Source organism: Nonomuraea insulae (assembly GCF_042656245.1).
This window is the reverse complement of record NZ_JBHSPA010000115.1, coordinates 188,367-205,423: the sequence shown is the minus strand read 5'-3', so window position 1 is coordinate 205,423 and position 17,057 is coordinate 188,367. Positions and strand designations below refer to the sequence as shown.

Genomic DNA, 17,057 nt, shown 5'->3' with positions numbered 1-17,057 from the left:
CCGGCGTCGGTGGGGACGACGCCGGGGGCCGTGGAACCGCGGAGGAGGGTCAGCCGCAGTGCTCCGAGGGGCTCTCGTAGACCGACGTGCCGACCTTGCCGCCCCACTTCACGCACTTGTCCGCCGCGGCCGCTCTGACGGGGCCCGCGTAGTACGTGAAGTTGCCCGAGTCGGTGATCCGGGCCTTGCCCGCCACCTCAAGGAAGGCGCTGGTCGCCGAGGCGGTGCCGAGCGACGTCTTCTTCAGCGTGGCGACGCAGTTGTTGCCGTTCGCGCTGTTGTAGAGCAGGAAGACCGTGCCCGCGGTGCCCAGGGCCTGCGAGTCGATCACCTCGTAGCCGGAGCCGCAGACCTGCTCGGCGGTGTACGGGTTGGTGCCGCCGTCGTTGCTGCCGCCCACATAGGTCATGTACTTGGACCAGTCCCAGTTCGATCCGGGGTCGGTGTGGTCCGAATCGGGTACCTGGTTGTGGCCGATGATGTGGCTGCGGTCCTTCGGGATGCCGTACCGGTCGGCGATGTCGCGGGTCAGCGCGGCGGAGGCGCGATACATCTGGTCGGTGAACCACGAGGCGTCGCTGACGTAGCCCTCGTGCTCGATGCCGACGGAGCGGTGGTTGTAGCTGCTGTTGCCCGCGTGGAAGGCCCGGTCTTTCTCCCGCACCATCTGGGTGATCTGGCCGTCGGACGAGCGCACCACGTAGTGGGCCGACACCTGGGCCGCCGGGTTCTGGAACCACGAGATCGTGCCCGCGTACGAGCCCTGCGTCACGTGGATGATGATCCGGTCGATCTTCTCGTCGGTGGGCCGGTTCGACACGGCGTAGTTCGACGAACTGGCCGCGACCCAGCGGGCGCCGGCGTAGTCGACGGTCGCCGCGAGCGTGCGCGGGTCCTCGTCGTACTTGCCGCGGTCCGGCACCACGACCTTTGCGGCCGCCTTCACGCCCGCGGCGCTGACGCCGTTGGCCAGCACGTCGTACACGGCGTCGGCGTAGACCCTGGCGGTGCCCTCGTCGGAGGCCCCGCCGTACATCGCGACCGCCTCGTACCACTTGGCGGGGTCCTTGCGCTCGGCCGCGCTCACGCCGGCCGTGTCGGCCTTGGCGCGCAGCACCGCGGCGCCGCCGAGCACGTTGGCCGCGTCGTCGCTCTTCAGCTTCGCCGCGGTCTTGGCGGTCAGCTTGGCCGCGTCCTCCAGGGTGTGTGTGGAGGGGTTGCTGACCAGGTGCATCACGCCGTAGCCGCCGCTGGCGCTGGGCTTGCCGCCGTGGTCGTCGAGGTGCGTCTCGGCGTAGGCGAGCGCGACCAGCAGGTCACGCGGCACCTCGTACGTGGTGGCGGCCTTGTCGAACGCGGCGGACAGGGGATCGGCGGCAGCCTGTACGGGGCCCGCCAGGGCGATCTGCTGGCCGCCCAGCACGAGCAGGCCTGCCATCAGAATCTTCTTCATCATCATGACCCGCAATGCTCGGAGGGACTGTTGTAGGTGTCGGAGCCGGCCTTGCCGCCCCATTTGACGCACTTGCCGGGCGCCGCTGCGACGACCGGTCCCGCGTAGTAGGCGAAGTTGCCGGAGTCGGTTTTCCTGGTGCTGCCGGCGACCTCCAGGTACGCCGAGACGGCCGAGGCGGTGCCGATGGAGCCGGCCTTCAGCGTGGCGACGCAGTTGTTGCCGGGTTTGCTGGTGTTGCCGACCGTGCCGATCTTCTGGCCCTGCCGCACGGGCTGCCCGGCGCTCACAGTGCGGCTGTTCAAGCGGGCGTAGTAGGTGGCGTATCCGCCACCGTGGTCGATCTTCACAAGGTTGCCGAAGCCGTTGGTCGACCCCTGCTGCGCAGAGATGGCCACGGTGCCGGCGGCCGCGGCGACGACGGTGTCGCCCTTGTCGGCCTCGGCGGTGCTGCCGCGGTTGAAGTCGATCTCATACGACTTGTGCGCGCTGCTCCCGCTGGAGTTGCCCGTCCAGGCCTGTTCGCACGGGAAGGGTAACTGGAAGCTGGGGGCCGCCAGAACCTGCGCGTTCTCCGTCACCGTCGGTAACGGAGAAGGCGCCGGAGTCGGGTCGGCCGCCGCCGCCGACGCTGTACCCAGGCTGAACAGCAGGGCAACGCCAACGATGGTGACACCGCTGAGCCTCATGTGGCGATTCTTTCTGGGGGGATCATTGAGACCAGAGTCTTCAGTCGGCGCACAAGAAACGTCCAGAACCGATACAAAAGGCGGTCAGCTCCCCGAAGAGGTGCTGAGACCTTTCATGTTCTCGGGCCGCCCTTCAGCAGGACCGGCAGTGCCCGTGTCGCCAGCACGGCGGTGCCGGGCTGGGCCTTACCATCGCCCGGGCCATCACCGAGGCTCACAGGGGCACGCTGATCGCCCAGGAATCGAGCATGAGAGGTGCTGCGCCTGCCGCCGCCACACCTCGACGCGGCGGCCTTTCGCCCCGCGCCCGTCGGAGCCGCCTCGCCTGCAGGGGCCCGGCGGGGTCAGCGGATCGGGCGTGGGGCGCAGGGGTCTCAGGCTTTGTCGCGTGTCAGGACTTATGCGGGGCGCGGGTCGAAACTCCACACGGCACGCGCGCCAGGACCGACGGAGAGGGTGGAGCGGCCGATCCGCTTCTCCGTCATGACCGGCAGCGACCGGTTGAGCGACAACTGGACCTGCTTCAGCCCGGCGCGCTGACGGTCGACGGAGTCCAGCACGATGCGGGTGCCGCCTCCCTCCGCGATGGCGCCGCCGTTGGACAGCGACTTGATCTCGAAGCCGCCGGCGCGCAGCAGTGGCAGCGTGTTGGCGAGGTCACGGGCGGGGACGCCGATGCGGATGTAGGTGACGTCGCGCATCAGGTGGTCGGCATAGTCGTCGGGCAGGTAACGCTCACGGCCGACGTCGCCGGGGAAGCTCTCGGGCTCGGTCTGGCCGCGCGGGTCGGCGAAGTACTCCGGCAGGTACTCCATCCCCCACGGGTCGAAGGCGTCGTACTGCTCGCCGGTGGTGCGGATGGTGTCGAACCACGGCACCTTGACGCCGTCGCCGAAGTCCCGGGTCTGGCGGTACGGGAACGGCTCGGCGATCCCGGAGTCCTTGAGACGCTGGGTCACCGTACCGAGGTCACCGGCGATCTCGGCCGAGACCCCGAGCCCCGCGGAGCCGAACTCGGCGTCCTGGCCGGGCAGGTCGCCCTCGCTGAACAGCTCCAGATAGGTCTCGCGACCCTTCAGGTAGCGGCCCTTCCAGGTCAGCCCTCCACCGGTCGTGGTGCGGACCTCGAAGTTGGCGAAGTTCCGCAGGTATTCGGAATTCTCGACCGCGTCCGCCGTCTCCTTGTCCACCACGCTGTAGGCGTGGTTGAAGTACAGCAGTTGCCGGTTGGTCTTCGGCTTCGATTCCCCGGCCGGCGCCGCGCTCGCGCTGGCTGCGACCGTCCCGGACAGCGCGACGGTGAAGGTCGCGGCGAGGACGGTGATCATACGTAAGGTCCGATTGATCAGCATGACCGTGATCATAGGTGGGTCTCACTGGAGATTCTGACTTCTCCTGACGCCGAATAGCATGACGTTCGCCGGCTGTATGAACCCGCGCCACCCGGCGGAGTGCGCCGATCCAGCTCTTCTGCTCAGCGAAAACCCAGGTCACGGCACCGCACCGGCCATGCCGTACAGCCCGACCGGTTCCTGGTCGGCTGAGCTGATCTACGGCGAATCGCGCCGCTGGCCAATGCGCTGAACGTCCGCCGGGTCATCGCGCTGTGGCGCGGAGACATGGAGCAGGCCCGGAAGCTGGCCATGGAGGAGTCGACGATCAAAGAGGTCACCGGTACGCGCAGGGTGTCCTACGGAGACTTGTTCCTGCTCGCCTACCAGGGGCATGCCGCCGAGGCGCTGCCGCTGCTCGCGGAAGCGGCCGTAGAGGCCACCGCGCGCGGGGAAGGGCTCGGCCTGTACTTCACCGACCGGGCCACCGCGCTGCTCCACCTTGGCCTCGGGCACTACGCCGAGGCGACGGCCGCGGCCGGACGGGCCGGGACCGGCGACCTCGGCCCGTTCACCGCGCAGGCGCTGCCCGACCTGGTCGAAGCCGCGATGCGCAGCGGCGCGACCACGATCGCGGAGACGGCCCTCGTGCGTCTCGGGGCGTACACCACGGGCTCGGACCAGGAGTGGGCGACCGGCCTGCAAGCCCGCTCACGAGCCCTCGTCAGCGCCGGAGACGAGGCCGACCGGTCCTACGCCGAGGCCGTCGACCGGCTCGGCCGGACCCGGCTGAGGTTCGAGCTGGCCCGGACCCGGCTGGTGTACGGCGAGTGGCTGCGCCGCGAACGCCGCCGCCTGGACGCGCGCCGCCAGCTGAAGCAGGCATTCGAGGAGTTCGCCGGGATGGGCGGCCGACGGCTTCGCCGAACGGGCCAGACACGAACTACTGGCGACCGGCGAGAAGGTGCGCAAGCGCACCGCCGACACCGTCGACGAGCTCACCCCGCAGGAGGAGCACATCGCCCGCATGGCGAAAGACGGCCGCACCAACGCGGAGATCGGCGCCGAGCTGTACCTCAGCGCTCGCACCGTCGAATGGCACCTGCGCAAGGTCTTCGGCAAACTCGGCATCAGCTCGCGCAAAGAACTCCGAGACGCACCGATCCGCTCGTCCCGCCGTATGCGCTGAGGAGGTCGTCGCGGTGAGAAGGCGTCGTCAGTCGACGGCCTTCAAGTCGCCCAGGGCCTGTCCGAGGTCGAGTTCGGTGGCGCCACGGGTCTGGAAGCCCTGCTGGAACAGCTCAGACGTGCGCTGCCGCACTCCCTCGCCGCGGACGAGTTGCTGGAACAGCGCGGCGTCCGCGCGTACTTCGGCAGGAGTCGGCAGGCTGATGGCATTGATGGCCGACTTGGCCGCGATCAGCGCATCGCGGGGGAAGCGGCTCACGCGCGCGGCGATGCCTGCGACGAACTCGTCCAGTTCGGCGTCAGGGACCGCACGGTTGATCCATCCGTAGCGTTCGGCGAGGTCGGCGTCGAAGTCCGACGACGTCAGCACGGCTTCGAGTGCTCGGCCCCGGCCCAGCAGACGGGTGAGGTGCTGGATGGCACCCGCGCCGGGGGGCGTGCCGATTCCCACTTCGGGCTGACCCAGGATGGCGTTCTCCCGGGAAGCGAAGCGCATGTCACAGGCGAGAAGGAACTGCCTAAGGGTGATCGTTCGCCTTGATCGCGACGCTGACCAGGGCAAGGACCAGATCGAGATCGACAGAGGCCTGCATCGGGATGGCCACCCATCCGTGTTCCTCGTCGGTCTTCAGGTGCGTGCACGCGCACAGGGCGGCCCGCAGCCGGTCGATCACCGGCGTGGTCAGATGCAGACACGCGGTGCTGGGGCCGGTAAGCCGCACGATCTCGTGCTCACCGCAGGTGAAAACCGCCCCCGCTGCCGTCGGCTGGAACGTCAGAGCGGGCCAGGACCGCAACTGCCGGACGACCTGACTGGGGAGGGGTCCGACGCTCACGCGATCCCCTCCGGGCTGAGTCACACCCACCATGCTGCCGGGCCTGTGTACCGGGGGTAACCTGCTGTTCTCCAACCGTTAGCCGACCATGACGTCGCCGCAACATCTGATCAGCTCGTGTGCGATGGAACGGAATCCGGCGTTGGGCACGGTCCGTATTCACCCTGTGTATGAGTCGTCGTCCAGGGCAAAGCGCAGGTACCGTTTCGCGGAACGACGCACCGCGGCCGCGCCGTCGGCGGTGACCACGCGTCCCCAGAACGCTCCGTAGATACGTTCGAAGGTGAATGGTTCGATCAACGCGAGGGCGCGGCGGATGGTGCGTGGTCGCTCCGGGATGAAGTTGGGAATGCTGTACATGAAGCTGACCCACCGCCGATCCATCACCACCATGAAGATGTCGCCGCTGAACAGCGCACCGCGTCCCTCGGGATCATCGCTCCAGTGCAGCACGGTACCGCCGGCGAAGTGCGTGCCCGCGTTGATCAGCGTCATGCCAGGCGTGATCTGGTGGGTATCGCCCGTCCAGTACTCGATCAGCGGATCGGGTCGCCCGACCCAGTCACGGTCCGCGGCGTGGACATATACCGGAGCGTCGAAAGCCCGGCCCCACTCGGTCATCACACCGTAGAAGTGCGGATGGCTGACGGCGATGGCGCTGATCCCGCCCAGTTTCCCGACCTCTGCGGCAAGATCGTCATCGAGGTAGCCCACGCAATCCCACAGCACGTTGCCGGACGGTGACCGGATCAACAGCGCACGCTGGCCGACGGCCACCGACGGCACCGCACCGACCCCGAGCACACCGGGGCCCTCCTCATCGACCCGTCCGCGATGCCCGCCGGCGCGCAACTCGGCCAGTGTGGTCCACTGCTGGCCTTCCCAGTTGACATACTGCCGCTCGTCCAGGCAAATCGGGCAATCCGCGCGCGGTTCTCCGTACTGCACACCACAGGTACGGCAGATCGGAAGCTGCGTACCGGTAACGGATGCGATCGGCTTCGAAGACGACACCAGGGCTCTCCTTCGATGAAGCTCGCCACTCGACAGTGCTCACAGCTGCCGCTGCGGGAGCCTGCCTGGCGCCGGCCTCGGAACGAGGCCAAGGCCGGTCCGCCGGGGCAGTGACATTGGTCGCGAGTATAGCTAGATGCCAATTTAGTCATTTCGCAATATAGGGAGATGGCGAATAAGGTGTCAACGTGGAGAACCCAGAGGTGCGGTGGGCTGAGATGTTTCGGGCACTGGGCCATCCGGTGCGACTGGGCATCGTGCGACGTTTGGCGGCCCAGCCTGAGACCTGCGCGTGTGACTTCAGTGATGTGTTCGGGCTGAAGCAGCCCACCATCAGTCAGCACCTCAAGGTGCTACGCGAGGCTGACCTGGTCACCACGCGCCGCCGCGGCAACCAGATCTGCTACTCCGTGCACCCCGACGCGATGGTCGAGCTCACCGGCATACTTGGCGCCCTCGCGGCCCGTCCCGCCGGCGCGCCTTAGTGCTGCGTTCACACTTAGATGATCCTGGCTGTCGAGGATCACGGGCGTGAGATGTTGCGCAGGTTGGAGCGGGCGAGTTGGATCATGCGGCCCACGCCGCCGCTGAGCACGAGTTCGCTGGTGGTGGTGGTGGCGAAGCCGGCCAGTTGCCCGCGAGGAGTTGTCGAACAGCACGATCTTCACCGGCAGGTCGTATTGCGGCAGCGTGAGCAGGTCGCCCATCAGCATGGAGAACGTGCCGTCGCCCGACAGGGAGATGGGCATTCCTCCTTGAACGAGGACACCTCGAAGACTGGATCTTGAGATCCAGGGGAAAGAGATGTTCCTGATGGTGATGAAGAACTACCTGCCCGAGTTCGAGGCCGACGTGGTGGCGTTGGTGTTGTCGAGGCCGGATCGGACGATCACGTCGATCGCGAGGGATCTGGGTGTGAGCCGGGAGACGCTGCGAGTGTGGGTGCGTGCCGCGCAGGCCCGGGGTGAAGGCGGACAACGCGGGGTCGGCGCGGCCACGGTGGGTAAGGCCGCGTCGGGCGGGCACGTACCCTCGGACGATGTGCTGGAAGAGGACTCGCCGGTAGCCCCAGTCGGGGTTCTCCCGAACCATACGCAGGACGAGGGTGCGGATGGAGCGGACCGTGGGTGGGCGCCCACGTCGCTTCGGTCGGCAGATGCGGGCGTGACGTCGTTTCATCAGATCGCGGTGCCGCCAGGACCTGACCCCACACGAGGCCATTTGCTCTGTGAACCACATCGGCTGGCGGAGATCCGGTGACGAGAAGAGGGGCAGCAGGGCGAAGAGTCCCACGGCGACGTCCTGGGGGTGACGGCCCTGGGCTCAGAGAGATGATGATCAGCCCGTTCGTGGTGTTCTGACATGCTCGGAGTTGCGGGCCGCAGCCCATGGCATCAGCTCGGCAACCACTTGTTTGCTCCAGGGGCGCACCAAGAAGCACAGTTCCTGACAGCGATCGTCGCCGAGCGCGGCGTACGGGGCCATGGCCATCCGGTCGGTCGCCTCTTCGATTGCCTCACGCTCCCTGCGGCCCTGCGCGGTCAACGAACCGTTGTGGAGCCAGCCACGCTCCTCCAGCCTGCCCACAGCGGCCGCCCAGTCGGTCTCCGTCCAGCCGCGTGTGACCCGGAGCGTCTCGGCCGGGACGGCACCCGTGGCGGCGTGGAAGACGAGGGCTTCGACCCCACTGAGCTTGGCAGCCAACAGGGCGGCCAGATGGCCATCACCACGAAACTCGCGCAGCAAGGTCTGGGCATGCCAGAGGATCAGGTGAGGAGCGGCAGGCCAGGGCAGCGCGGTGTGCGCGGCATACAGAGGCCGCCCGCTCAGCTCGCCTGAGATCGCTTGGGCCGCCTCCCGGGCCAGCGCGGCGGCATGGGACATCTCCGGCGAATCAACCACGTCGCCGAGCACGCGGCGCAGTGTCGTATCGACTGCATTCAGCCGGGCGTCCAGGATGTCGGTGGGGGAAGCGATGTGCCATGCGGCCGGTATCGCCTGACGTACCACCTGCGGATTGAAGTTGTAGAAGGTGGCGATCACCGCTTCCGCGGGAATCGGGCCGAGTGCGGCCGCCCGGGATGCGAAGTATCCCATCCGCCCGGTCAGTCCGAGCTGTTTGTAAGCGGCATTCGCCTCGGGGAAAAAGTAGATCATGCCGTGCACCGGCTCCAGCGTCTGCCAAGCGAGGCGTCCCAGTGTCATGCTGGCGAAGATACCGACCGGTAGGTATCTCGTCTACCTTGTACCCGCTCGAATATTGCGTTCCGTGCCCTGAGCTGTGATTAGGCGGCGTGCGTTGATCGTGCCTGTGGCGACGGGTTTTCGGCGAACGGAACGCAGGTCGGTCACGTTCCGGGCGGGCTGCGGTGCGATGTCCGGGCGCCGTTGGGGGTAGGTCCATTTTCTGGCGACCGGCAGCCGATGCCACCGCAACAGTGTGGCCGGCGTCACCGGGAAGACGCCGGCCCAGCCGGCTCGGGGAATGAGCCGGACCAAGGCTGTCTCGCGGTTGATATCGGCGGGCGGCTTAGCGATCTCTTGCATCCAGGTGGGAGCCAATACGCGAGTATTGGCACGGCACGGGTCGATTTGATAGACCGTCTGGATCTCGCCGCGGGTCCGGGTCGTGCATGACCCTGCCGAATCGCGGGTGCGCGTCAGTGATTCCGAGGGTTCGGATCCCTTCGACCGTTGTCTATCGGGATCGCCTGCCCATCAATGCGAGCGGTACCCCGGACCGCGATCAGCTGGGCCGGTTGCCGGTCGGAATCACGATCTTGGTTTGCGCCCCCTTGGTGAGGTAGTACGTGGTCCACTTCTTGATCATTTCGTCGAGGAGCCAGGCGGTGGCGGGCACCAACGGCAGACCGATCAGACCCTCCCGGAACTGCACCAGCAGCGGCCAGGCAGCCTTGACCAGCGGGTCGGACAGCGGCTGGCGTGGGATGCCGTTCCAGTCGGCCACCTGGTTGCCGGTGAGGTACCTGGAGAACGCGTTGACGAGAGGCTTGTCGATGCTGCCGGGGCTGGTCATCTCCGCGAGCATGCCTCGCAGGATGGCGTTCAGTTCCACCCCCTCCGAGGTCGGCCCCATGTTCCTGGGCAGAACTATGTCTGACTGGGCGTAGGACGAATCCCAGGTGGCGGGCAGGAATTCGTCCCTGATGCCGAGCATGTGCCCCATCACCTGCAACGAGTGCAGGTACCCCGCGGCCTCGGCGGAGGAGATGCGCACTTTCCATTCGCGCATCCCGCGCATGGAGTAGGTCGCCAGGGTGTGCCACGTGACGAGCATGTCCTCCTGGCTGATCGGGATGGGGCCGGACCAGTGGGGAGACGACTTCAGCAGGTGCCGCACCGCGGCGTGCACCAGTCGGGTCTTCACGGCCTCGACCACGGCCGTGCCGCCGGCCGCCCAGGCGTTCTGAGGTCTGACCGCGTACGCCAGGATGTTCGTCTTGGCGACCCGGTCTTTAAGATCCGCACCGCCTGCGGAGTAGTAGACCGCGCGGGCCTCCTTGGGGATGGCGGTGGCCAGCATGCCGGCGCCGACGATGGTGAGGACGACGATGTAGTTTCCCTTGAGCACATGGAACCGGGCCCCTGCGTCCAACGTGGCGGGGTGGACCCACGACGGGAGCTGACGTGCCTGCTCGATGAAGGCCCGCAGGTCTTCCGGCAGTCCCGCGGGCAGCGGCTGGTCGTTGCGGTTCCAGTCGTACAGCAGCCGGTTGACCTCGGGTATGAGACCGCGGTCGAACAGTGAGGCGAGGAGCGGATCGGCCACGTCGTCCCACACCCATCGGGGGTCGGCGCCGCTGCCGGAGCCCGCGACCGAACCGCTGGCCGGCCAGGTCCAGCCGTCGGAGAGGGAGTCCGCCTGGGCCGGAGAGGCCATGCCTAAGGCGCCGAGCGCTCCCAGTGTGGTGCCCGAGATCAGTATGTCGCGCCTGCTCAACTCTGCCATGTCTGTACTCCTTCGAGGTGGGAGTCCCGCTGAGGGCATGTGGTTGGTTGCGAAATCTTGGTCGGCTCGCTGGGGATCCTGCGAGCTGAAAGCACGTGCCGGCGCCATGGCCGGACCCGCGCCCGCCTTCGACGCGTCGCGCCTGCTGAGTTCTCCCATGCCGTTTTTCTTCCTTCTCGCACGAGGCTGAGAAAGTGGGTGGTACTTAGAAACAGACCATGGTTCTGTGTATCATCAGAGCACAGTGTGACAGGCATCACAAGACCGCTTTGAGGCAGAATCCATCCAGGAGGTGAACGTGGAGTCCGTGCTGTCCGGATTCATGGCACCGTTGGGCTCGGAGTCGTTACTGGAGCGCGCCTACGTCGATGCCGTCGAAGGCGTGGACGACATCGACGAGCTACGAACGCGCATCCTTGACGCGGCGTACGAGCAGTTCTGCCGGATGGGTATCAGGCGCTCCACCATGGAGGACGTCGCCCGACTGGCGAAGGTGTCGCGGATCACGGTGTACCGGCGGTTCGACACCAAGGACACAATGGTTGAACACGTGGTGCGCCGGGAGTTTCGCCGCTACTTCGACCAATTCCTCATCGACATCGAACAAGCCGACACCGCTGCCGACAGGGTGGTTCTGGGCTTCGTAACCTCATTGCGGGCAATTCGCGGCAACCCACTGATCGGCGGACTCATCGCCACAGAACCGGACCTGCTCATACCCTCCATGATGGCTGACGGGGGCCAGACCCTCGCCACCGTGCGGCAGTTCGTCGCCGGCCAGCTCCGCCGCGAGCAACGCGCGGGTAACGTGACGGACAGCCTGGACGTCGACCTCGTGGCCGAAATGATGGTGCGGATCTCCGCCTCCTTCCTGGCGATCCCCAGCGCCATCATCGACCTGGATGACGACGCGCAACTGGCCGCGGCGGCACGGCGGTTCCTCGTGCCCATGCTGGAACCACCCGTCTGATGTCAGGTCTTCTTCGACTCCCAGGCCCAGCCCCCCGCGAGGAGCATGACGACTCATCACCAGTGGACTCACGTACCCCCAGGGGCCGTGGACATTGGTGAGGCCAATGATGCCGATTGCGTTCGCGGCGACGGTCGCCATCATCACGGTTCGCGCCCGTCGGTTCAGTCGCCGGAGTGGTCCGGCAGGAGTTGAGCCGCGAGCGACCGTGCTGTGGCGGTCAGTGTGGCCGTGTCCAGCCCGGTCCGGCTCATGAACACGAGCCCTTGTTGCGCGGCCAGAAGTGCCCGCGCGAGCGCGATCGGATCCGCTCCGGCCGGCAGGTCGCCCTCGCGTTGGGCGCGGACGACGCAGTCACCGATCAGCGCGGTGGACGTCTCGTAGGTGCGGTGGGCGTGGCTGAGGACTTCCGGATCGGCGTTACCGAGTTCGCAGGTGCTGTTGGCCATCAGGCAGCCACGCCGCGTGCCGGTGCCGGTCGGATCGTCGATCGGTGCCTCGAGGAGCATGCGTAGTGCGTCCAGGGCCCGTGGAGCCTCGGCGAGGGCTTCCCGAAGATAGCCATGGCTGTCGTCGGTGTAGCTGCGCAGCGCTCGGAGGAAAAGCTGACGCTTGTCGCCGAACGCTGCATACAGGCTGCCTTTGCCCAGGCCGCTGACCCGCATCAGGTCTTCCATCGAGGTCGCGGCGTAACCGGCGTCCCAGAACTGATCACGGACGGCGTTCAGCACCTGCTTCTCGTCGAACGTTCGCGGACGTGCCATGCGAACAGAATACGGATTCTTGACCGCGCGGTCCACCATGCTTATGGTGGACCGCGCGGTCAAGAACTCCGTGGCACGTTGCACCTAGGGAAGTGGGAAGCACATGGGAAAGCTGGACAACAAGGTGGCGATCGTGACCGGTGGGTCGCGGGGGATCGGGGCGGCGTCGGCGCTGGCGCTGGCTGACGAGGGAGCCGACGTCGCGATCAGCTACTCGTCCTCGGCGGATCAGGCCAAGGCCGTGGTCGCCGACCTGGAGGCAAAGGGGGTTCGCGCGGCGGCCTTCCAGGCAGACCAGTCGGACGCGACGCAGGCGGCGGGCCTGATCCACAGCGTGGTCCAGCAGTTCGGAAAGCTGGACATTCTGGTCAACAACGCGGGCGTCACCGTCGCTGCCCCGATCGACAGCGAGCTCGCCGACGCGTCCGCCTTCGAGCGCCAGCTCGCCATCAACTACACCAGTGTGGTGGCCGCGATCCGGGCGGCGTTCCCGCTACTGCCCGACGGCGGGCGGATCGTCAGCATCAGCTCGGGCGTGGGAACGCGGGTGGGCTTCCCCGGGATGACCGACTACGCGGGCACCAAGTCGGCCCTTGAGGGCTACAGCCGGGGCGCCGCCCGCGATCTGGCCCACCGGGGCGTCACGGTCAACGTCATCCAGTCCGGGTTCGTCGACACCGAGATGAACCCCGCCGACGGCCCGGCCGCACCCATGTTCCTTCCGACAACGGCGATGGGGCGGTACGGCAGGCCGGAGGAGATCGCCGCAGGCGTCGTCTTCCTCGCCAGCCCGCAGGCCTCCTACGTCACCGGCGCAGTGCTGAGGATCGACGGCGGATACGGCGCATAGCGCGGCCGCGCAGCCGACGGCGGGCGGCCACGGATAGCGGCCGGCCACGGACGGCCCCTCATGATCGCCAGCGCATGATCAGGTCGATGTCGGCCAGCAGCGTTCCTGGCAGCGAGCACAGCTCGATCAGCTGGTGCCGATCGCGTCCGGCCCGGGTCGGCCGCGACATCTCCGTGCCCAGCATCAGACCCACATGCCCCGTCGCCCGTGCGGTCCGTCGTGGCTGAGGCCCTGTGGGATGTGGATGCCCCTGGGAAGGAGAGGAGGGGACGGAAGCCGGGCGAACATGGGCGTTTGGCTTTGAACGCGTTGGTTCCTCCCGCGTTGGGAGGCAGCTCCCTCGTCTGGGTGATGACCGTAGCCGGTGCGGCTGCGATCGTCCGTACATGACCATCCACATGTCCGTGCCCGGCGTACCCCGCTGGGCCAGGATCGCCGCTTGGACGATCACACTCGCCGTGCTGCCCGCCAGCCTGTGGCGGATCGGGGCGATGACCTTCCACCTGCCGATCATCACCCCGTCGCCCATCGGCCCTGAACCGACGCTGGGGATGCCGGGCGAGCTGTACGTGGTGCTGCTGTCGATCTTCTCCGAAGCGGCGGCGTTCACCGCCTTCGGCCTGATCGCAGGCTGGGGCGAGGTGTTCCCCAGCTGGATCCCGGGGCTGGGCGGCCGCAGGGTCCCGCCGCTGGCCGCCGTCGTCCCCGCCGCGCTCGGGGCCGCCGTGCTCACGTGGACGTGGACGTTCGTAACCGTCAATATCCTGCGCGGCCACGACGTCCACGGCCGCGCGCTTCCCTCGTACTTCCCCTTGAACTTCGACGACTGGAAGGGCGTGCTGGCCGTCGCGGCCTACGCGCCGCTGCTGCTGTGGGGGCCGCTGCTGGCGGTCCTGACGGTCGCGTACTGGCGCCGCCGTCACAGGCCCTCTCGGTAGGGCAGGATGCGGGTGCCCAGCCCAGCTCGCGCACGTACGTGTCAAAGCTCATGGAACGGAAACGCACCAGCCACCTGGCCCGGGGTCGTGCTCAGTTCTGCAGCGGCATGAGGTGGTCGGCGAACTCGTCGAGCCAGCGCTCGGTCGAGGACACGGGCGTGGCGGGCCGTACGACGAACTTGGTGATCCCGGCCTCGACGAAGCGCCCGATCAGGTCGCGGGCGGCGGCCCAGCCGACCGGGACGATCTCGGCGGGGTCGGCGCCGGGGTTGCGCCTGGCGATGGCGTCGATCGTGGTGGCGGGGATCTCGGTGGCGGCCACCGCGAGGCTGGTGCCGTAGTGGTCGGCCTCGATCTCGCGGCCCGCCTCCGCCGCGTGCGCCGCGATCGCGGTACGGCCGGCGGCGGCCTGGTCAGGGGTGAGGAAGCTGGCCAGCCAGCCGTCGGCGAGCCGGCCGGCGCGGTGCAGGGCGCGCTCCCCGCTGCCGCCGACCCAGATGTCGAGCGGCTTGGCCGGCAGCGGGCCGACCCCGGCGTTCTCCACCGTGAAGAAGTCGCCGTGGAAGGTCACCTTTTCCTGCCGCAGGAGCAGCCTGAGCAGTTCGAGCGACTCGTCGAACACCGCGCCGCGTGGCCCGGGAACGGGGAATGCCTCTCGTTCGGCGGGCCTGGCCGGCGTCAGCCCGAAGGCCGGCAGCACGCGCTTGGGGGCGAGCGCGGCCAGCGAGGTGAGTTGCTTGGCCACCCGCACCGGGTGGCGGCCCGGCAGGATCGCCACTCCTGTGCCGACCTTCAGCCTGCGGGTGGCGGCCAGCGTGTAGGCCATGCCGACGATGGGCTCGACGGACCGCCCGTGGACGATCTCCGACAGCCACAGGGAGTCGATCCCGAGAGCCTCTGCCCGCTCCGCGAGCCCGGCGAGGCGGTCAGGGGTGTCTCCAGGTGGCGGCGCTATCCCGATCCGTACCTTCATCGGCCCATTATCGGCCCGGTTTCATCGCGAGTCTTCGGCGGAGGTTCTTGGCGGGGAGGCGATCGGTGCGGTGGGCGGTGGGGACGCCCACCGCACCGCGCCCAGGGTCAGGTGCAGGTCCGGTGATTCACCCGGCAGATGCACCCGGCGCCGCTCTTGGTGAAGTCGCAGCAGTCGAAGCGGTACAGCGAGCTGCCCAGGTAGGCGCACGTCGTCCAGCACTGCTTGCCACCGCAGCTGTACCGCTTGGCGCAGCCGCTCGCGCAGCACGTCGTGGCCGAGCAGCAGCTGCAGCTCGGGTAGCCGTAGCAGCCGTCCGGCGCCGCCTCGGCCCGTCCCGGGAACCAGGCGTTGCTGGCGACCCCGACGATGGTCGCCCCGGCGACGGCGAGGAACTTGTTCCTCGTCAGCCGCGTCTTCTTCACGTGCTCGACGATCATGCGCTCATCCCCTCTGGTACGTCCAATCTCTGTTCCCACAGCACTTCGAGATCCGCGGCGCTGTCAGCGTCGCTGCCGCTGGCGAAGGCGACCAGGAACCCGTCGCGCTGCAGGAGCACGGTGGGAAACATCGCCATCGGCAGGTCGGCGTCCACGGCCTTGGCCAGCTCGCCGTCGAAGGCCGCGACGTGCGGCGGGAGCGTCGTGAGCAGGTCCGAGGCGGAGTCGCCGGCGACGATCGCCACCGCCTGCCGGCCGTCGAACTCGCCCATACTTGCCGCGAGGCCGTGACACGTGCCGCAGGTGCTGGACATGAACAGCACCAGCGTGTCCTGCGTCGCGTCGGGGATCAGCCCGACCAGGCTCTCGGGGAGCTTCCTGCCAATGATCAGCTGGGCGCTGGGATCCATGCCGCGCCCCGTAAGGCGCAGCCGGAGCTCGGCGATTCCCCGCAGGCAGGCCAGGAAGGCCACCGTGAGCACGACGCAGGCCGCGACCAGCACCACGGCCAGAACCTGTTCCATCAGGCGGCCTGACTGAGCCGACGCATGAAGTGCACGGTCAGGGTGCCGTCCACGCGGTTGTCGATGCATTCCAGGACGACGCTGTCGCCCGGCTTCAGCGGCTGGGCCAGCGGCATGGCGGACGGCTCGCCCTCCATGCCCTCGTAGTGCAGCGTGCGCGGGTCGAACAGGCAGACCTGCCCGCTGACCGTGATGCGGTCCTTGGACACCTCCGCCACGGTGCCGTGCACGTTGCGGTGCAGGGTGACCGCCACGGGCGATCCCGGAACGGACTCGTCGATGACGACGAGGTCGCCGGGCCGCAGCGTCCAGCCGTAGGGCAGTTCCTCCGCCTTCGCCGCGACAGGGGCGGCCGCGGCGACGCCGGCCGAGGCGCCGTAACGGCGCACCGTCACGTCCCGGCCGGCACCGCCGACCAGGACCCCGATGGGGGCGTCGGACGGGGGCAGCGGCGTGGTGCCGACCGGATCCCGGAGGATGCCGGCGAACAGCCCGCGTCGGGTCGATTCCTCCTTCATTACTGCTTCCTTTCTTTGGGGGGTTACTACGGGGGGCTTTTCTGGGGTTACAGCAGGGGCGTGAGCACGGGGTAGAGCGCGCAGAGCGCGGCGACGGCCAGCGGATCGGTGACCATGCGGGCGCGCGCGATGCCGCCCGTGATGTACACGTCCATCGACGTGAGCAGCGCGGACAGGCCCACCCGCGTCAGCGCGAAGACGACGTAGCCGGCCGCTCCGAGCAGCGGGTCGGCCGTGGCGAAGGCGGCCAGCGGCACCACGTACCAGAGCCAGAAACCGATGCGCGTGGTGAAGCCGAGCCCGAGCGCGAACCCGTTGTACGCGGCGGTGCGCCAGTCGTTGTAACCCAGCCACCGCGTGTCGGTCTCCCGGTCCAGCTGCCAGGGGACCGGCTTGAACGCCGCGCCGACGACGGAGACCGTCACCGCGGCCACCGCGAGCAACGCCCGCAGCGAGGGCTCCACGACCGCACCGAGGAGACCGGCGAAAGCCCCGGCGAGCGCAGCGCCCGTCATCGCCGACAGCACGAGGACGGCACCGGCCACCACCGAGGAACCGAAGCACCCGGACACGCGGGCGCGCGTGATCATGATGATCAC

Annotated in this window: 22 protein-coding genes and 1 pseudogene; 7 read left to right on the top strand and 16 right to left on the bottom strand. The window is 68.1% G+C overall.

Annotation, left to right across the window (positions count from 1 at the left end):
* Window positions 1-49 precede the first annotated feature (49 nt).
* The 3 genes from ACFPZ3_RS64445 to ACFPZ3_RS64435 form a co-directional block, all read right to left on the bottom strand.
* Window positions 50-1,438, bottom strand: a complete 1,389-nt coding sequence (locus tag ACFPZ3_RS64445) for an N-acetylmuramoyl-L-alanine amidase (RefSeq protein ID WP_379524275.1) — start codon at window positions 1,436-1,438, stop codon at window positions 50-52.
* 17 nt (window positions 1,439-1,455) lie between these two features.
* Entirely contained in the window at window positions 1,456-2,142 is a 687-nt protein-coding gene (locus ACFPZ3_RS64440; protein ID WP_379524274.1) for a M23 family metallopeptidase, read from the bottom strand.
* Window positions 2,143-2,540: 398 nt separating this feature from the next.
* Window positions 2,541-3,494 (bottom strand): DUF5829 family protein, encoded by a 954-nt coding sequence (locus tag ACFPZ3_RS64435; RefSeq protein WP_379524273.1) that lies wholly within the window; start codon window positions 3,492-3,494, stop codon window positions 2,541-2,543.
* Window positions 3,495-3,552: 58 nt separating this feature from the next.
* Here ACFPZ3_RS64435 and ACFPZ3_RS64430 point away from each other — a divergent pair, with 58 nt between their 5' ends.
* Together ACFPZ3_RS64430 and ACFPZ3_RS70385 are read left to right on the top strand one after the other, a co-directional pair.
* Window positions 3,553-3,726 (top strand): hypothetical protein, encoded by a 174-nt coding sequence (locus ACFPZ3_RS64430; protein ID WP_379524325.1) that lies wholly within the window; start codon window positions 3,553-3,555, stop codon window positions 3,724-3,726.
* A 35-nt stretch (window positions 3,727-3,761) separates the two neighbouring features.
* The gene (locus ACFPZ3_RS70385) at window positions 3,762-4,679 is read left to right on the top strand and encodes a hypothetical protein (protein WP_465263610.1); all 918 of its coding nucleotides are present in this window, start codon (window positions 3,762-3,764) and stop codon (window positions 4,677-4,679) included.
* 10 nt (window positions 4,680-4,689) lie between these two features.
* Here ACFPZ3_RS70385 and ACFPZ3_RS64410 read toward each other — a convergent pair whose 3' ends face one another.
* The 3 genes from ACFPZ3_RS64410 to ACFPZ3_RS64400 form a co-directional block, all read right to left on the bottom strand.
* On the bottom strand, window positions 4,690-5,223 hold the full coding sequence (locus ACFPZ3_RS64410; RefSeq protein WP_379524270.1) for an enoyl-CoA hydratase/isomerase family protein: 534 nt from the start codon (window positions 5,221-5,223) through the stop codon (window positions 4,690-4,692).
* Entirely contained in the window at window positions 5,180-5,497 is a 318-nt protein-coding gene (locus tag ACFPZ3_RS64405) for a luciferase domain-containing protein (protein ID WP_379524269.1), read from the bottom strand. Before ACFPZ3_RS64405 ends, ACFPZ3_RS64410 begins: the two co-directional genes overlap by 44 nt.
* Window positions 5,498-5,656: 159 nt before the next feature.
* Window positions 5,657-6,511: an MBL fold metallo-hydrolase gene (locus ACFPZ3_RS64400; RefSeq protein ID WP_379524268.1), complete on the bottom strand. Its 855-nt coding sequence runs from the start codon at window positions 6,509-6,511 to the stop codon at window positions 5,657-5,659.
* 218 nt (window positions 6,512-6,729) lie between these two features.
* Here ACFPZ3_RS64400 and ACFPZ3_RS64395 point away from each other — a divergent pair.
* Window positions 6,730-6,888 (top strand): annotated as a pseudogene (locus tag ACFPZ3_RS64395) (ArsR/SmtB family transcription factor); the annotation flags it as partial.
* Here the strand turns inward: ACFPZ3_RS64395 and ACFPZ3_RS64390 are convergent.
* Window positions 6,865-7,218 carry a hypothetical protein gene (locus tag ACFPZ3_RS64390; protein ID WP_379524320.1) on the bottom strand — a complete coding sequence of 118 codons (354 nt, stop codon included), beginning with the start codon at window positions 7,216-7,218 and terminating at the stop codon, window positions 6,865-6,867. The pseudogene ACFPZ3_RS64395 and the gene ACFPZ3_RS64390 overlap by 24 nt on opposite strands.
* A gap of 97 nt (window positions 7,219-7,315) precedes the next feature.
* Between ACFPZ3_RS64390 and ACFPZ3_RS64385 the strand changes: the two genes are divergently transcribed.
* Entirely contained in the window at window positions 7,316-7,771 is a 456-nt protein-coding gene (locus ACFPZ3_RS64385) for a transposase (protein ID WP_379524267.1), read from the top strand.
* A 78-nt stretch (window positions 7,772-7,849) separates the two neighbouring features.
* Here ACFPZ3_RS64385 and ACFPZ3_RS64380 read toward each other — a convergent pair whose 3' ends face one another.
* Together ACFPZ3_RS64380 and ACFPZ3_RS64375 are read right to left on the bottom strand one after the other, a co-directional pair.
* Complete coding sequence (locus tag ACFPZ3_RS64380) at window positions 7,850-8,716, bottom strand: SCO6745 family protein (protein ID WP_379524266.1); 867 nt, start codon at window positions 8,714-8,716, stop codon at window positions 7,850-7,852.
* Between the two features lie 541 nt (window positions 8,717-9,257).
* On the bottom strand, window positions 9,258-10,481 hold the full coding sequence (locus tag ACFPZ3_RS64375) for an oxygenase MpaB family protein (RefSeq protein WP_379524265.1): 1,224 nt from the start codon (window positions 10,479-10,481) through the stop codon (window positions 9,258-9,260).
* A gap of 298 nt (window positions 10,482-10,779) precedes the next feature.
* On the opposite strand from ACFPZ3_RS64375, the gene ACFPZ3_RS64370 reads away from it, so the two are divergent.
* On the top strand, window positions 10,780-11,451 hold the full coding sequence (locus ACFPZ3_RS64370) for a TetR/AcrR family transcriptional regulator (protein ID WP_379524264.1): 672 nt from the start codon (window positions 10,780-10,782) through the stop codon (window positions 11,449-11,451).
* Window positions 11,452-11,615: 164 nt separating this feature from the next.
* On the opposite strand, the gene ACFPZ3_RS64365 is transcribed toward ACFPZ3_RS64370, so the two are convergent.
* Window positions 11,616-12,251 (bottom strand): TetR/AcrR family transcriptional regulator, encoded by a 636-nt coding sequence (locus tag ACFPZ3_RS64365; protein ID WP_379524263.1) that lies wholly within the window; start codon window positions 12,249-12,251, stop codon window positions 11,616-11,618.
* A 67-nt stretch (window positions 12,252-12,318) separates the two neighbouring features.
* On the opposite strand from ACFPZ3_RS64365, the gene ACFPZ3_RS64360 reads away from it, so the two are divergent.
* Entirely contained in the window at window positions 12,319-13,065 is a 747-nt protein-coding gene (locus ACFPZ3_RS64360; RefSeq protein ID WP_379524262.1) for an SDR family NAD(P)-dependent oxidoreductase, read from the top strand.
* 58 nt (window positions 13,066-13,123) lie between these two features.
* On the opposite strand, the gene ACFPZ3_RS64355 is transcribed toward ACFPZ3_RS64360, so the two are convergent.
* Complete coding sequence (locus tag ACFPZ3_RS64355) at window positions 13,124-13,249, bottom strand: hypothetical protein (protein WP_379524261.1); 126 nt, start codon at window positions 13,247-13,249, stop codon at window positions 13,124-13,126.
* Between the two features lie 202 nt (window positions 13,250-13,451).
* On the opposite strand from ACFPZ3_RS64355, the gene ACFPZ3_RS64350 reads away from it, so the two are divergent.
* The gene (locus ACFPZ3_RS64350; RefSeq protein WP_379524260.1) at window positions 13,452-14,003 is read left to right on the top strand and encodes a hypothetical protein; all 552 of its coding nucleotides are present in this window, start codon (window positions 13,452-13,454) and stop codon (window positions 14,001-14,003) included.
* Between the two features lie 91 nt (window positions 14,004-14,094).
* Here the strand turns inward: ACFPZ3_RS64350 and ACFPZ3_RS64345 are convergent, their stop codons facing one another.
* From ACFPZ3_RS64345 to ACFPZ3_RS64325, 5 genes are all read right to left on the bottom strand, one after another.
* Window positions 14,095-14,976 (bottom strand): TIGR03854 family LLM class F420-dependent oxidoreductase, encoded by an 882-nt coding sequence (locus ACFPZ3_RS64345; protein WP_379524259.1) that lies wholly within the window; start codon window positions 14,974-14,976, stop codon window positions 14,095-14,097.
* Window positions 14,977-15,083: 107 nt separating this feature from the next.
* The gene (locus ACFPZ3_RS64340) at window positions 15,084-15,416 is read right to left on the bottom strand and encodes a hypothetical protein (protein ID WP_379524258.1); all 333 of its coding nucleotides are present in this window, start codon (window positions 15,414-15,416) and stop codon (window positions 15,084-15,086) included.
* A complete protein-coding gene (locus ACFPZ3_RS64335) occupies window positions 15,413-15,940 on the bottom strand; it encodes a hypothetical protein (RefSeq protein ID WP_379524257.1) in 528 nt (175 codons plus the stop codon). The genes ACFPZ3_RS64340 and ACFPZ3_RS64335 overlap by 4 nt, the downstream gene beginning before the upstream one ends.
* On the bottom strand, window positions 15,940-16,458 hold the full coding sequence (locus ACFPZ3_RS64330; protein ID WP_379524256.1) for a hypothetical protein: 519 nt from the start codon (window positions 16,456-16,458) through the stop codon (window positions 15,940-15,942). Before ACFPZ3_RS64330 ends, ACFPZ3_RS64335 begins: the two co-directional genes overlap by 1 nt.
* Window positions 16,459-16,505: 47 nt before the next feature.
* Window positions 16,506-17,048 carry a hypothetical protein gene (locus tag ACFPZ3_RS64325; RefSeq protein ID WP_379524255.1) on the bottom strand — a complete coding sequence of 181 codons (543 nt, stop codon included), beginning with the start codon at window positions 17,046-17,048 and terminating at the stop codon, window positions 16,506-16,508.
* Window positions 17,049-17,057 lie beyond the last annotated feature (9 nt).